At 54.0% G+C, this 14,157-nt stretch carries 14 protein-coding genes; 7 read left to right on the top strand and 7 right to left on the bottom strand.

Annotation, left to right across the window (positions count from 1 at the left end; all coding sequences use genetic code 11):
- Nucleotides 1-28: 28 nt before the first annotated feature.
- On the top strand, nt 29-253 hold the full coding sequence (rpmE, locus tag KJS40_RS10535) for a 50S ribosomal protein L31 (RefSeq protein ID WP_090458330.1): 225 nt from the start codon (nt 29-31) through the stop codon (nt 251-253).
- 114 nt (nt 254-367) lie between these two features.
- Complete coding sequence (locus KJS40_RS10540) at nt 368-1,705, top strand: M48 family metalloprotease (protein WP_244859548.1); 1,338 nt, start codon at nt 368-370, stop codon at nt 1,703-1,705.
- Between the two features lie 85 nt (nt 1,706-1,790).
- On the opposite strand, the gene KJS40_RS10545 is transcribed toward KJS40_RS10540, so the two are convergent.
- A complete protein-coding gene (locus tag KJS40_RS10545) occupies nt 1,791-2,453 on the bottom strand; it encodes a glycerophosphodiester phosphodiesterase (protein WP_213537602.1) in 663 nt (220 codons plus the stop codon).
- A 45-nt stretch (nt 2,454-2,498) separates the two neighbouring features.
- The gene (locus tag KJS40_RS10550) at nt 2,499-3,320 is read right to left on the bottom strand and encodes an alpha/beta hydrolase (protein ID WP_213537603.1); all 822 of its coding nucleotides are present in this window, start codon (nt 3,318-3,320) and stop codon (nt 2,499-2,501) included.
- A 166-nt stretch (nt 3,321-3,486) separates the two neighbouring features.
- Between KJS40_RS10550 and ppa the strand changes: the two genes are divergently transcribed.
- From ppa to KJS40_RS10565, 3 genes are all read left to right on the top strand, one after another.
- Nucleotides 3,487-4,035: an inorganic diphosphatase gene (gene ppa / locus KJS40_RS10555; protein WP_213537605.1), complete on the top strand. Its 549-nt coding sequence runs from the start codon at nt 3,487-3,489 to the stop codon at nt 4,033-4,035.
- Nucleotides 4,036-4,117: 82 nt separating this feature from the next.
- Nucleotides 4,118-4,753, top strand: a complete 636-nt coding sequence (locus KJS40_RS10560; RefSeq protein ID WP_244859549.1) for a GNAT family protein — start codon at nt 4,118-4,120, stop codon at nt 4,751-4,753.
- Nucleotides 4,754-4,895: 142 nt separating this feature from the next.
- Entirely contained in the window at nt 4,896-5,624 is a 729-nt protein-coding gene (locus KJS40_RS10565; RefSeq protein WP_244859550.1) for an intradiol ring-cleavage dioxygenase, read from the top strand.
- Nucleotides 5,625-5,713: 89 nt separating this feature from the next.
- On the opposite strand, the gene lon is transcribed toward KJS40_RS10565, so the two are convergent.
- Entirely contained in the window at nt 5,714-8,137 is a 2,424-nt protein-coding gene (gene lon / locus KJS40_RS10570) for an endopeptidase La (protein WP_244859551.1), read from the bottom strand.
- A 386-nt stretch (nt 8,138-8,523) separates the two neighbouring features.
- On the opposite strand from lon, the gene KJS40_RS10575 reads away from it, so the two are divergent.
- Both KJS40_RS10575 and KJS40_RS10580 read left to right on the top strand, forming a co-directional pair.
- A complete protein-coding gene (locus KJS40_RS10575) occupies nt 8,524-8,835 on the top strand; it encodes a hypothetical protein (protein WP_213537609.1) in 312 nt (103 codons plus the stop codon).
- A 26-nt stretch (nt 8,836-8,861) separates the two neighbouring features.
- The gene (locus tag KJS40_RS10580) at nt 8,862-9,233 is read left to right on the top strand and encodes a cupin domain-containing protein (RefSeq protein ID WP_213537611.1); all 372 of its coding nucleotides are present in this window, start codon (nt 8,862-8,864) and stop codon (nt 9,231-9,233) included.
- 189 nt (nt 9,234-9,422) lie between these two features.
- Here the strand turns inward: KJS40_RS10580 and KJS40_RS15375 are convergent, their stop codons facing one another.
- From KJS40_RS15375 to KJS40_RS10595, 4 genes are all read right to left on the bottom strand, one after another.
- Complete coding sequence (locus KJS40_RS15375; protein ID WP_348529519.1) at nt 9,423-9,614, bottom strand: DUF1259 domain-containing protein; 192 nt, start codon at nt 9,612-9,614, stop codon at nt 9,423-9,425.
- Between the two features lie 206 nt (nt 9,615-9,820).
- On the bottom strand, nt 9,821-10,303 hold the full coding sequence (locus KJS40_RS15380) for a DUF1259 domain-containing protein (protein ID WP_244859552.1): 483 nt from the start codon (nt 10,301-10,303) through the stop codon (nt 9,821-9,823).
- 153 nt (nt 10,304-10,456) lie between these two features.
- Nucleotides 10,457-11,359, bottom strand: a complete 903-nt coding sequence (locus KJS40_RS10590) for a DUF6209 family protein (protein WP_213537614.1) — start codon at nt 11,357-11,359, stop codon at nt 10,457-10,459.
- Nucleotides 11,360-11,387: 28 nt separating this feature from the next.
- A complete protein-coding gene (locus KJS40_RS10595) occupies nt 11,388-14,120 on the bottom strand; it encodes a family 16 glycoside hydrolase (RefSeq protein WP_213537616.1) in 2,733 nt (910 codons plus the stop codon).
- Nucleotides 14,121-14,157: the final 37 nt, after the last annotated feature.

A 14,157-nucleotide genomic window follows, 5' to 3' on the forward strand; every position in this document is an offset into this window, starting at 1 on the left:
GGGCACAGCTCAGCTCAAGGACTACGCCATGAAAGCAAACATTCATCCAAACTACCAGGAAATCACCGTTACCTGTAGTTGCGGTAACATATTCCAGACTCGCTCCACCATGGGCAAGCCTTTGCATATCGAAGTATGCTCGGTCTGCCATCCTTTCTATACCGGCAAGCAAAAAATTGTTGATACTGCCGGGCGAGTAGAAAAATTCCGCCAGAAATATGGAAAAAAGGTCGAAAAGCAACCAGCGGCTTAAAATCAATCGTCAGGTATCTGCTGAAATAGAGCAGGCAGAAAAAGAGCAGCTTCACGCTGCTCTTTTTCGTTTCCCTACGCTCTTTTATTTTCAGCGGCTAACCAAAATAATACGATGAGGATCGTAACCGCGTTTCAATTGACCCTCGCGCTCGGCTGCCTGTTTCAGTTCTCTGGTTGCGCGGTAAATCCGGTTACGGGCAACCGGAATTTCACGCTCATGTCGGAGGCCGATGAGATGCGCGAGGGGCGGCAAGCCGCTACCGAGATAAGCAAGACATATGATATTTATGACGGCCTGCCGGCTTTGCAAAATTATGTGAACGAGATTGGGCAGAAGCTCGCCAGGAAAAGCCATCGCCCCCAGCTCGATTATCATTTCACGGTCGTGGATAGCCCCGAGGTAAACGCCTTTGCCCTGCCGGGCGGTCATATCTACGTTACACGGGGCATCCTGGCTTATCTTAATTCCGAGCCACCGTTGGCGGCCTGGCAAAGCCTTCTCGGGGTCACCGGCAGCGCTCTTCTTTCAGGCTACGGCCGCAGCCATGAACTGGAGGCGGACCGTCTGGGTGCGGAGTATCTTGCGCGAAGCGGTTACGATCCGCAAGCGATGATCAAAGTCATTTCCGTGCTTAAAAATCAGGAACTGTTCGATATCGAAGCCGCGAAACAGGAAGGACGCGAGCCGCGACGTTATCATGGTATTTTTGCCACCCACCCTGACAATGACACACGATTGCAGGAGGTGGTTGGTGAAGCGAATCGATATGCCCAGCCGGGAAAATTCGATGATCACCACGCGGAATTCCTGCACCAGACCGAGGGCATGATTTTCGGCGATGACGCCAGCCAGGGGGTCGTGCGAGGAAACACGTTTCAACATAAGCAAATGGGTTTCATGCTGTCTTTCCCGCCCGGCTGGCGTATCCGGAATAAACCGGATGAAGTGGTTGCGGTGAGTCCTGACGGGGAGGCCATGGTGGTGTTAGGACCTCTGGGTGACCAACGCGGGGCGCCAGCCGATCTTGCCCAGGAACGCTTTCGCCCTGAATCCCCTGCGGAAATTCTGTCGATGACCAGTAATGGCCTGCCAGTAGCTGTCGTAACGCCCATTGCGCAGGGCGAGCGACCCTTCAAGGCGGCCATGATTTATCACGAAGACAAGGCATACCTTGTCGCGGGACGAGGCGACTCTCCCGCGGCGTTCGCCCGCTACCGGGATGCTATCTCCGGCACCATCGAAAGTTTTCGCGCACTTACCGATGCGGAAAAAAAATCTGCCAGGGCACTTGAGATCAGAACCATTAAAGCTGCCAATGGCTTGAGTTATGCCGGGCTGGCCAAAGAGTCTCCCCTTGGAGTTAACGCCGAAAGTTACCTGCGCTTGCTCAACGGCCAGTATCCCGAGGGAGAGCCCGCCGCTGGCCAGATCATCAAAATCGTCAAATAAGCCATCGCTCTACCCTGCGTTACCTGAAGTCAACAGGGTGATTTATAGCATGCGTAATTCCAAAATCCTGTTTTTTTTAGCTGCACTATGCATTTTGCACCAGGAGCGGATAATCGGTAATCACCCCATCCACGCCCAGTTCCCGGCAATCGTCGTGCTCGGCTTTAGTGACGGGACCATAAACGAAATTGCGGAAGCCATCCAAAGACGCCTGCTTCAATAGATCGGCGTCCAGCACATCATAATCCCATACGATATGATTGATCCTGGGATTGCCATTGTCGTTCAAGTCTGCCAGCAATGAACTCAGCGTTCGCGGCCGATGCGCCAGCAAAAGGCCGCAATTGACCTTGAGCGACGACGCGCAGATCGCCACCAGGTCATGGCGAAAAGACGTAACGATAATACGATGGCCAGCCTGATGCTTCTTGATAACGCCAATCACGGCGGATAGCGCCTTCATTGCCTTGATCTCGACATTCCACAAGATGCCGGGAAAGTGTTCCAGCGCTTCATCCAGAGTGGGTACCTGATGCCCTGCGATTCGTTCGATGTCACTCCGGATCAACTCCGCTACCGCTTGTCCGGATGCAATAATACGGTCATGAATCAGTACCGGTAAACCATCGCGACTGATGCGCACGTCTGTTTCAATGCCGTTCGCGCCTACCGCCACCGCCGCTTCGAAAGCAGCCATGGTGTTTTCGGGAACCGCGTCGTGATATCCGCGATGAGCGATTACCAGCATGATCTGTAATCAGGAACCATATGAGTTCGTCGAAGCGCCGACGCTTCAGCGTGGAGGCACGTACCTGTCGATAAATTCATTCAACACTTTCACCCAATCGTCCCGCATGTAAATGAAGCCATTATTGTGGCCGCCTTGCAGCTCCAGAAATTGCTTTGGATCGGGTGCTGCCTGGTATAGCGCCTGGCCATGCGCAAACGGCACGATTTCATCCTGCGGACTATGCGCGACAAATACCGGGCAGGTAACGTTTCGCAAGTAGTCAATCGTGTTGTACTCGAAACGGGACAGCAATCGTACAGGCAAAAACGGATACATTTTTACCGCCATGTCGGGTACCGAAGTGAACGCGGAAGCCAGCACCAGCAGAGCCGGCTTTTCATGTGCCGCAAGCCATGCCGCTATTGCGCCACCGAGGGATTCCCCGAATAAAACGATACTATCAGGCGGCAAAGCTCTTTTTTCGATAAGGTATTGCCAGGCGGTCTGAGCATCAAGATAGGTGCCAGCCTCTGATGGCGTTCCGCTACTTTCGCCGTAACCGCGATAATCGAAAATGAATGTATTGTAACCGAGCCGGTAAAACATCGGCAGATAGTCCAGGCGGTGCGAAATGCTTCCGGCATTGCCATGCATGAACAAAACGGTTGCGGTTGCAGCGGGGGCCGGTACAAACCAGCCATGCAGGATTTCGCCGTCAGCGGTAGTGATCTCCACTGACTCGTAGGCAAGCCCCAGGTCATCCGGTGTTCCGGTAATGCTTCGCCCAAAATCCGGATAATAGACAAAACGCGGCTGCACAAAAAAAATTGCCGCCGCGAAAACAGCATACCCAGCCATGGCCATGATGCCTAAATTGAACAGCATATTGGTGCCCGATAGGATGGAATTAGGGAACCTATGAATATTTTCCGGGCTTATCTGCCCAGTTGCCGGTAATTTGGTACACGGAAGCTTATTCAAGGTTTCTGGGTTAATCTGCTTACTCATAGTTATAATAGCCGTTTTTCAGCCATCAGTAACAGGAACGCAAATGAATCTCGACCGGGTTGGTTCAGGCCGTGACGTGCCCAACGATTTCAACGTCATCATAGAAATACCCATGAATGCCGATCCTATCAAGTACGAAGTTGACAAGGAAACCGGTGCAATGTTCGTGGATCGCTTCATGTCAACGGCGATGCACTACCCATGCAACTATGGTTATATTCCCCATACGCTATCGGACGATGGAGATCCGGTGGATGTGCTGGTAATCTCGCCGGTTCCGCTTATTTCCGGTGTGGTCGTGCGATGCAGGGCCTTGGGAATGTTGGAAATGACCGATGAAGCCGGTGAAGACGCCAAAGTATTAGCCGTGCCTGTTGACAAGCTATGCAGCCTCTACCGCAAAAAAAAATCCCATGATGACTTACCTGAGCTGATTCGTTCACAAATTGCACATTTTTTTGCTCATTACAAGGATCTGGAACCAAACAAGTGGGTCAAGGTAAATGGCTGGGTTGGTGTCAAAGAAGCAAAAGCGGAAATCGTGGAAGGTGTAAAACGCTATAACACAGCCAAAAAGAAGCCGATGTTTTAGGAAAGCCGCTGAACAGGTCTCAGGCGTGAACAATGGAGATTGATACGGTACAGGTCAGTGAAAGGCAATATGAACACATGCAATGATGCGCTGGCTTGAACCTATCCAGCTCAAGGGGGCGCTTGTAACCCTTGACCCGCTTGATATTAATCACATTGATCCGTTAAAGACAGCGGTAATGGATGGAGAGTTGTGGAAGCTCTGGTTTGCCAACGTGCCCTCCCCTGCCCAAATCGGCAATTATGTGGCTAAAGCCATTGAAAATGCCAGGAACGGGGATATCGCGTTTGCGGTCCGGCTTAATGATGCGAACAGGATAGTGGGAACCACGCGCTTCTATAACGTGGACGAAAAGAACAGGCGACCGATGCTTGGCTATACCTGGTATGCAAAGTCCATCTGTAAAACAGGGGTAAATACCGAAAGCAAGCTGTTGTTGCTGCAACATGTCTTCGAGCAAAAAAAAGCCATCGCGGTAGAGTTCAGGACACATTTTTTCAATCAAGCCTCACGAACGGCAATTGAACGGCTGGGAGCGAAGCAGGACGGGATTTTACGCAATCACCAAGTAATGCGTGACGGTTCGGTTCGTGACACGGTTGTCTATTCGATACTCCAGCATGAATGGCCCTCGGTAAAAAACAATTTAACAAGCAGGCTCTCGTTCCACAAACACGGCAATGAAGCCACTGTGGCGGAAATTACGCCGACCTCATAACCTCCATTGTCGAAATTAAATTGATTTCATGAACTTGAAGGCAGTGGCGCTATCAAAGTAGTTAACCGACAACACCGCTGGTGCCACTGTCTACCAATTTATGGGAGAAAGCATGAATTCCGGCAGTTGCGAGGAATCGTTCATGAATCGACGGAAAATGCTCACTTTGATCGGCGCAGCCGGCATTAACAAGCTCAGCGGATATTCATCCGCGAACGCCAGCGGGTCGGTACACAGGACCCTCTCATGTGTCCTCACTCCTCAGCAAACCGAAGGTCCCTACTTTGTCGATGAGCATTTGCATCGTTCGGATATTCGATCCGATCCTTCGGATGGATCGATAAAAGAAGGGCTGCCACTCGCACTTGAGATTCGTGTTTTTGCCACCGGCACAGGTACGAAGACCGGCAATGGAATCGACTGCAAGCCCCTTGCGGGCGCTTCTGTGGATATCTGGCATTGTGATGCCCAGGGGATTTATTCCGATGTGACGGATAGCAGCTTCAACACCGTCGGCAAGAAATTCCTGCGCGGCTATCAAGTAACGGACACAAGCGGCAGCGTACGATTTCTCACTATTTACCCCGGCTGGTATCCCGGCAGAACGGTTCATATTCATTTCAAAATACGTACTGACGCGAAATATGCGCGGGCCCGCGAGTTTACGTCGCAGCTCTACTTCAACGACTCGATTACGGACCTGGTATATGCACGGCAGCAGGCATATGCAAGAAAAGGGTCCTACCTGCCGAGAACGAGGAATGAGGGCGACAGCATATTCCGCGAAGGAGGAGACCAGCTAATGCTTACGCTTCTGGAAACCGGAAAGGGGTACGCGACAACCTTCGATGTCGGACTCGAAACGAGCTAGTTATTTTTTGGATGACGCGAGTGCCGCAGCAAACTCGGAAATCCTTGGATCACATGCATGAGTTCGAAGGCGGCTGGTTCAGAAACTTCTTATATCAGCTTGAATTCGGAAGCGGCGCGACTGGCGCCCCGTTGACCCAGCGCCGCCTGAATTGCGTCATCCACCGTTTCCAGGAAAACGAATTCCAGTGTGGCGCGCGTCGCTTCGGGTACTTCCCGCAAATCTTTTTCATTACGCGCCGGCAGTAGTACCGCGCGCAGACCTGCACGCTGAGCTGCAAGCACCTTCTCCTTGATTCCCCCTACGGGCAATACCATCCCGCGCAAACTGATCTCCCCGGTCATTGCCACATCGTGATTTATCGGCCGGTCGGTAAAAAGTGAAGCGAGCGCTATAAACATGGCTACCCCGGCGCTGGGGCCATCCTTCGGGATGGCCCCAGCCGGCACGTGCACATGAACGTCGACCCCGTCAAACATTGACGCCGGAATATGCAAATCGCCCGCAAGCGCCTTTACCAGGGTGAGCGCGGCCTGAGCACTCTCTTTCATGACCCCGCCAAGCTGCCCTGTCAGAATCAGTTGGCCGCGCCCACTGACTCGCGTCGCTTCGATGAAGAGGATATCGCCGCCTGTCGGCGTCCATGCAAGGCCGGTAGCCACACCCGGCAGGCTGGCGCGCAAGCCGATCTCATGCTCATATTTGGCAGGGCCCAGGATACCATCCAGATCTGCGATATCGACCCGCACCCTGAGCTGCGCACCATCGGCAACCCGCATGGCCGCATGACGCATCACACGCCCGATCTCGCGTTCGAATTGGCGTACGCCGGCCTCACGGGTGTAGTTCGCAATGATGCTATTCAACGCCTCGACCGTTATTTCGCACTGCCCTTCGGTCAGGCCGTTGCCCTCACATTGGCGAGCCACCAGGTAACGCAGCGCGATCTGAAGTTTTTCCTCCCGGGTATAGCCGGGAATGTCGATAATCTCCATGCGATCGCGCACCGGGGGCGGCACGTTATCAATTACATTCGCCGTCGCAATAAAGACGACACGGCTCAAGTCGAAAGGCACGCCGAGATAATTATCCCGAAAAGTCGAATTTTGTTCCGGGTCCAGCACCTCCAGCAGTGCAGCCGATGGGTCTCCGTGAAGACTGGCTGACATCTTGTCCACCTCGTCAAGCATCATCACGCAATTGCGTGCCTTGGCCTTGCGCAGACTCTGCACGATATTACCCGGCATGGCGCCAATGTAAGTGCGGCGGTGACCGCGCATTTCCGCCTCGTCATGCACGCCACCCAAGGATACGCGAACAAATGGCCGCTGCAGCGCCCGCGCGATGCTCTGGCCGAGGGAAGTCTTGCCTACCCCCGGCGGGCCGACAAAACAAAGAATCGGCGCGCGCCCCTGAGGTTTCAGTTTTTGCACCGCCAGGAACTCGACAACCCGCTGCTTGACGCGCTCAAGCCCGAAGTGATCGGCTTCCAGTATCTCGCGTGCTGCATTCAGGTCGATCGGCATGTCGGCCGGAAGCCGCCACGGCAACTCAGTCATCCACTCAAGATAAATGTGAAGCATTGAATATTCGCTTGAGGCCGACGGCATGCGTTGCAGTCGTTGCAGCTCCTTGCGCGCCTGGGCCTCGATTTCATCCGGCATGCCGGCCTTGGCAATAGCCTCATCCAGTTCCGTGATCTCCTGGTCATTGCCTTCAGTTTCACCCAGTTCCTTCTGGATCGTCTTTAATTGCTCACGCAGCAGGAATTTGCGCTCGCGGTCCACCAACTGTTCTTTCGTCCGCTCACCAATCTCCTGCGAGAGCCTGAGCACCTCGATGCGGCGCGACAGGATCTGAAGCACTTTTTTCAGCCGTTCTTCCGTACTCAAGGTTTCGAGCAGCATCTGCTTCTCACCGACTTCAGCATCGAGCAGGCTCGCGGCAATATCCGCCAGATGCGATGGTGCGCGGGTAGCTTGCAGTGCGTGCGCAAGCTCTGCCGGCACTCCGGGCAAGAGCGAGAGAATTTCCACGGTGCGTTCACGCAACTGCATTGCCAGCGCCTCGGCCTCTGTGGACACCTCGGCCGGCTCGGCGATGCGCCGTATACGAGCGGCAAGAAACGGATAACCTTCGACCAGTTCTTCGATGCAGAACCGCTCCAGACCCTGACATACGGCGTGGCGCAGCCCATCGGCCGAAGTGAGATGCCGAACGATGCTTATTATTGTGCCCATGTTGAATAATGCATCGAGCCCCGGTTCGTCGACGGCCGCGTCCTTTTGCAGAACGATGCCCAACGGCCAGTTGGAGTGCAGCGCATGCTCCACTGCCGCGATTGACTTTGCCCGGCCAACGGTGATCGCCGTCAATACGTGGGGAAACACCACAAGGTTGCGCATAGGCACTAGCGCGATCACGTCCTTGGGTAACTTGAACTGGGTGACGGCAGACTGTTCCATAACGATTCCCTCGGCAATAAACGATTCTTCGCTAAGTGTATAAGTCATAGGGATCTGCTCAGCCTTTACCGTCATGCATGGGTATAAAAGACCGGTAGCCGAGCAGAATGAAAGACGATAAATTATCGCTTCCATGTTCCAGTCTAGCATTCGCTGGTCGAGCGTCAACTCGAATGAAATTATTTCTGGCTTAACAATGTTTTCACACTGCAGGAGGAACAGCCATAATGAGCGAGACAGCGCCTGAAATACCGGTATTCGCATTCGCACGTTCATTGCATCGGAGCCGAGGGCGCAAAGCGTTCCAGATATCCCCGAGCTACGCGGGTTCTGAATAAAGCCTGAATAAATCTCACGCAGGCTCGGATTATTTCATACAATGAAGCAGTAACGGCCGTGCTTCGGCAAGGCTCAATCCATTGTCAGAGAAATAAATGAGCAGATATCTCGTACAACTTAGCTTCATTTCCTTCGTGAAGTTCAATTCACTGGTATTCTGTTGTGCCAATACGTTATTTTCCCCGGTAAACGCATTTTTCACTTTTCAGAGCAGCGGTATAGGGAAAGCGCTTCTTGTTCTCCTTTTAGCGCCGTTTGCGGGCCTGCTTCTGGGCATAATCTTTGGCGCGCTCGCGTTCCCGCTTTATAAGCTGCTGACTACCCACAGCCAATTTCTAGCATCTCTTACCGGCAGATTCCAGGAAATACCGAGCAGTTCCGCGGACGAACCTGCCAGGGATGACTAAGCGCGGCCTGCTCGCGAGGAGGGCAATTGAAAGTTAAAGCAACGTTTGAGGAAGTATTTTCCCGCATTCCAGGTCCCGTTACCGCAGAGTGGCCCATGGGTGAACGATTCGCCGTTGCGCTTGCTCATGGCACCATGTCGGTCGAGTATTACGCACCCATCGGCCTCGACCCCCAGACACCGCATGAACAGGATGAGGTTTACTTCATCCATAAAGGCACGGGTGAGCTTGTTATCGGCGACGATCGTCATTCGTTCGAGGCGGGTGATTGCCTGTTTGTAGCTGCTGATGTTGAACACCGGTTCGAGAATTTTTCCGGCGATTTTGGCACGTGGGTTGTATTCTGGGGGCCTAAAGGCGGAGAAAGCAGCCGTGGAAGGGTTGAGGAAAATTCCTAACTCTCCAGTCTATTCCGTAAAGAATGCACAGTTCCTATGCGGATTCCATGAGCTTTGATCGATAGCCCTCCAATTTGCGCACATATCGTAGCCGTGCTATCAGCGCTAATTCATCTGGCGAATTGTAATCCATATGCAACTGCTCGCTCGTGGCGACCTAATGGGACTTATATTTGACGTTCCCAAGATTCATGAAGTACGTCGACTCGCATCCAGCGCCTTCCTGATCGTTTTTGCCAATTCTTGTGCGTTGCCCTTGCCCCAGTAGTGCATGAATAAATAATGCGGCTGATCGTGGGTCATATGTTGATGGATCGCGACGACATTGATGTCGCCTGCCCGCATTATTTTCAGAACAGCCTGCATTTCATCTGGCAGCATTGCGAAATTTCCATCTATGCTGCCCATGTGTTGACACCCATTTCCTTGCCGACTTGCGCGCCATGCATGGTAGCGGAACGGCCAACCGTAATTTTGAACATGCCATCTTTTGATATGCCCTTTATTCCCAAGATTGTTTCGAGAGGCCCTGCGGAGATTCTGCTTTCCTTCGAAATTGCTTTAGGGAACTCGGGCACAGGTACAGGTTATATAGCGCGAATTTCGACGATTTTGTCATAAACCTTTTTTACGCCCGCGGCAAGCTGTGCGGCACTACCCACGCCGCCAATATGCATGAAATAGATTTTCGGTTCATCGAAGAAAAAGTGATTGTATAAAGCGGTAACTTCCAGTCCCGAATCAAATGCCATGCTCATGGCTGGATTAACCTCATCCTCGAACAGAACAGTGTCTCCCATCATCATCACTTGTCCATCCTGAGCAGGGACAAAAGCAGCCCAAGAGGTCAAGCCCATGAATGGCGGCATCATCCATTTATCCACCTTGATTTTTACGTCGGTGCGTGGCTTGGATACCTTGAAAACATTTTCTTCGCTGGAGTATGTTCCTTTAAGACCCGTCAATTGTTCTATTTCAGCCGTATTCAAAGTGTCGGGGGTATCGGCGGCGTGGGCTGTTGCGGCAACTAGCGCGAGTATAGCGGTAATCAGGCGAATGAGAGCGGGCATGGCTGTTTCCTAGTTATGTAATTGACATGCAATAATTCGAAAGAGGCCTTTTGACTCCCGCTTTCGCGGGGAAGACAAGATTTGACAGTACCGTTATAAAAATGGATAGCAGGTACAAATCTGGTTAAATACGTTCGTCATAGCTGCCAGTCATCAATGTGGCCTCTCGTGGGAATGGGCTGAATGCGCCGAAGTGTCGGCATTCTCGGATAGATGAAGCTGATGCAGGATGCCGTCAGTGAAGACCTGGTAATTTATGTCGTAATACAGGCGATACTGGATTTTTCGTGCATCGGGCCGGGGCTGTACCGATCCCGGGGTGGCGGTTGAACCTTGATAGACCTTGCCCGAGAACCCATAACGGAATACCGGGCCAAAGCCGCTATAAGGCAGCGTCAACGTTTCGGAATGTATCAGCTTGTCGCCATCGTCAAAGACATGAACGTCAATCCATGCGTTGGCGCCGAAAGTGGTTTCCCTGACCCATGCGGTCACCTTCAGCATCGTCTGCAAGTCTGTGCCCTGGCGAGGGCCACCTTCCGGCAGTGGTGGAAAGACATTGACCTTGACAGCGCTATGCTCCAGCACATTGACCGTCTCCGGACTTGTTATCGCACCGCTGCGATAAGCGACCGGCTGCATTGGGGTCTGCGCCGGCGCACCGTCGATCTCGAACCAGTAATTGGAACCAAATCGGCTATCCCAGGCGTCGCAACGCGTGCTGGTCTGATAAAAATTGTGGAACCAGATCTCCGCCTGTGCAGCGTCGTCCGGCACTGCGGTTTCAAATGGCGCAGGCACATGCCCGATAATCATGCCAGGCGGGCTTTCCTGGTTTCGGACCGGAGCAATCACACTGCCGCTAACGACCTCCCCTCGAGGATGAAAACGGATATATGCGGTGATATCGCCGAGCCCGGCGCCATGCCATGCCGTGAAACAATGCGGCAACCGGTGCATGTCATACTCGACCTTGAGCCGTCCATTTCGCTCGATCATGCCATGCTGGAACTCGCGCCAATCCCTGAGGAACTGAATCGTTGCTTTGGATTTCATAATTTCCCCTACTTTCTGCTGGTATGGGCTAAGCGGTCTTGATGCGGACATGGCGCCAGGCCACTGTGCTGCCCGCATAAGCCTGGATGCCGATGAATCCCGGGGATAGGCCGCGGTCCGCGTCGGTATTGTGGAATATCGTCGTTTGCTTGCGTTCCCCGGTCTCGATGTTGGTGAGGAAGACGGTATAGTCGTTGCCCTGCACGACAATCTCATATTCAAACCAGACAGCAGGAACGAGCGCGGGGCCGGGCGTATAGTTCTGCATGGCCGGTTCATTGAAATTCAGGTGCCAGACACGGTCGCCAGCCTGAATTTTATAGATCGCGCCGGTACGGTTTTTAAATAATCCATCCGGCTCAGGCTTGATGCCATAAAAATCCTTGCCGGAATCCCCGCGGGCGTTGTCGTCTATCTGGACCTCAAAACCAGCAATCACAGGTTTCCAGGCGGAATTTCCCGCATCGAAGGAAGGTTCGGGCGATGGTTGCTGCGAGATGCGATTTTGGAGAGCTGCAGTCAGGCCAAGCGTCGGACGCGGGAAGCGGATGAATACACCGCTGTTGTGATTCGCGGCATCGAAGATGCGAAACTGCAGGCGCAACGTGAAATCGCCAAAAGCCTCCTGGGAGTAGTAGAACAGCCGTAGCGCGCCATCGCCATAGCTGACCATCTCGCCGTTGAGGTGAAGCATGCCACCGCCACCGGGTCCGGCAAGAGTCCAGTTTTTGAATGTTGCCGCCGTACCGTCGAAGAGAGGGCGGAAGCCAGTCTCGTCCTGAGGACTGATGACCGGGTCGGGGCCGAAGAGCACGCCACCGTTGAGCAGATCTCCCGTCCGACGGCCCAGCGCGACACCCGTGAGCATCGGGTTGGGTGAACCCAGCGAGGGGAAGAGCGCAGGGCTGGCGATGTAGCAATTGGTGGTGTCGTGGATACGGCCAAAATCATTGGTTACAGCGTCCGCAATGTTGTCGCCCATGCGCATCGTGCCGGCGTCGTGGTGCGTTGTACCCAGGTCGTCGCGGCGGTTCTTGAACGCGGCGAGCATGGCGAGTCGCTGCGTCCGGGTACCAGAGGGTATCGGAATGGCGCCGTCAGGATTGGTGAGAAGTATCTCGAACGGTTCATTGCCGGCAAAGATGAGCGCGATCTTATCGGCTACCGCATCCATGGCATCCCACGTGGCGCGATCGTTGTTGGTCTGTGCACTGCCGGGAAACTGCTGTGGACTGGCTTTGGCATTGCCGAGATGAACAACGGCCTTCGGGCGCCCAAAGTCGCTTTCCTGCGCCGAAAGATCGATGAAGCTGTCCGGATTGCGAGTCGTCATTTCGCCGATGCCGCGGATGGTGATGACAACGGTCGCATCGTTCGCGCGGCGCATCGCTTCGATGAGTTCCAGATCCGGGATTTTCTTGAAAAGCTCGGCTTCGGAATCGGTGCCCAGTTTGCCCAATCCCGAGGCGGTGATCTGGAAATGATAAGTCCGATTATTGGGCGCCTTGCCTTTGATGAGCAAGGCCGATGCCTGGAGGCTGGGAATCAACGTAGCCGGCAAGTTGGCCGCAATGGCCGCGCGCGGTATCCGTATGGTGAGGTTGGTGCGCAGATGCGCAATGAGATTTTCACCCATGCGCTGTGCAGCGCGCCCCGCGAGCGACTGCTGAAAGGTGGTCAGCGCCACGCGCGTGGTTTCAACCGTCCCAAGCGCGATTACCGACGCACTCTGCCGGCCATTTCGCGGCGGCGCGAGCAGAATATCCCGTGATGCGCCATTCTGCCAGATACGCGCACCCGTCACCCGCACCCAATTATCGGGTTGTGTCTCGGTGATGAGTTCCTGTACGTGGCAGTTTGGCACAATCATGAGCCGCTTGCGTGCGTCCGCCACCGGTCCTACTCCGTCCGCCTCTTTGTTCGCCAACCTTGCTGCGCTGATCAAGCCGGGGATAGCACTGAATTTATTGGTTGGAAAAAATCCGGGCAGCGTTGTCGACTGCACCGCAAGCGGTGCTTCAAGTTTGAAAAGTTCGTGTAGGACTGCCTCGGGAGTGGTGTCGGTACTGGGCAAGCCCAGCCAGTCACGAAGCAGCGCGGCGGTCAACGGCGGTTCTCCGGGGTCAGGGTAGCGCACCGCCGGATGCTCGAGGAGTTGAGCGAAAGTAAAGCCGGTTTCATTGCCCGGCATGTTGAGCCCGGCGTGGAGTTGTTTGCGCAGCGCGATATGGAGCGGTCCGTAGATGAAGTCGTTGGTTTCTTTTACACCAATCTGCCGGCTCGACTGTGCGAAATATCCCTCAGCAGGAAGTGGCGGCCGCAGCGCCGTTTTTACCGCTGGTGGCCATGCCGCCATCTCCTCATCGAGCATCTCGGGCGACCACCCGCCCCATGTCAGCGAGCGTCCTCCGACAGCGAAGATCAGGCCGAGGTAGTTCAGCGCCGGATGATTTACCCAGGGCACACGCAAATCGGGCGCGCCACCCATAAACGGCATGTTTTGCACGTGCTCGGGTACTACGAATGGCCCGGCTTCGAGTACGAGAATCCGGCGACTGCGCGTGGCGTCGGTAATAAAAAGATGTTCCGCCATCACTGCCCCGAAGGTGCCGCCGCCAATGATAATCACATCAAAGTCGCGCTGGCGCCCACCGACGGTCTGTGCGGCGCTATCGACTGCTTCCTGCAACGTGTTGCAGAGGAACCTCCCCATATTGTCCAATGTAAACGAGGTGGATTCAGAGGCCAGCAATTGAGGCATGTCGTTTCCTCCTGATTAGGTAACTATTTGATTATTG

The organism is Nitrosospira sp. NRS527 (genome assembly GCF_018406445.1).
GTDB lineage: Bacteria > Pseudomonadota > Gammaproteobacteria > Burkholderiales > Nitrosomonadaceae > Nitrosospira > Nitrosospira briensis.

What these genes read in the sequence shown, in the direction of transcription:
- rpmE (WP_090458330.1), top strand. Translation starts at nt 29, where the DNA reads ATGAAAGCAAACATTCATCCAAACTACCAGGAAATCACCGTTACCTGT.
- KJS40_RS10540 (WP_244859548.1), top strand. Translation starts at nt 368, where the DNA reads ATGAGGATCGTAACCGCGTTTCAATTGACCCTCGCGCTCGGCTGCCTG.
- KJS40_RS10545 (WP_213537602.1), bottom strand. Translation starts at nt 2,453, where the DNA reads ATGCTGGTAATCGCTCATCGCGGATATCACGACGCGGTTCCCGAAAAC.
- KJS40_RS10550 (WP_213537603.1), bottom strand. Translation starts at nt 3,320, where the DNA reads ATGCTGTTCAATTTAGGCATCATGGCCATGGCTGGGTATGCTGTTTTC.
- ppa (WP_213537605.1), top strand. Translation starts at nt 3,487, where the DNA reads ATGAATCTCGACCGGGTTGGTTCAGGCCGTGACGTGCCCAACGATTTC.
- KJS40_RS10560 (WP_244859549.1), top strand. Translation starts at nt 4,118, where the DNA reads ATGATGCGCTGGCTTGAACCTATCCAGCTCAAGGGGGCGCTTGTAACC.
- KJS40_RS10565 (WP_244859550.1), top strand. Translation starts at nt 4,896, where the DNA reads ATGAATCGACGGAAAATGCTCACTTTGATCGGCGCAGCCGGCATTAAC.
- lon (WP_244859551.1), bottom strand. Translation starts at nt 8,137, where the DNA reads ATGACTTATACACTTAGCGAAGAATCGTTTATTGCCGAGGGAATCGTT.
- KJS40_RS10575 (WP_213537609.1), top strand. Translation starts at nt 8,524, where the DNA reads ATGAGCAGATATCTCGTACAACTTAGCTTCATTTCCTTCGTGAAGTTC.
- KJS40_RS15375 (WP_348529519.1), bottom strand. Translation starts at nt 9,614, where the DNA reads ATGCTGCCAGATGAAATGCAGGCTGTTCTGAAAATAATGCGGGCAGGC.
- KJS40_RS15380 (WP_244859552.1), bottom strand. Translation starts at nt 10,303, where the DNA reads ATGCCCGCTCTCATTCGCCTGATTACCGCTATACTCGCGCTAGTTGCC.
- KJS40_RS10590 (WP_213537614.1), bottom strand. Translation starts at nt 11,359, where the DNA reads ATGAAATCCAAAGCAACGATTCAGTTCCTCAGGGATTGGCGCGAGTTC.
- KJS40_RS10595 (WP_213537616.1), bottom strand. Translation starts at nt 14,120, where the DNA reads ATGCCTCAATTGCTGGCCTCTGAATCCACCTCGTTTACATTGGACAAT.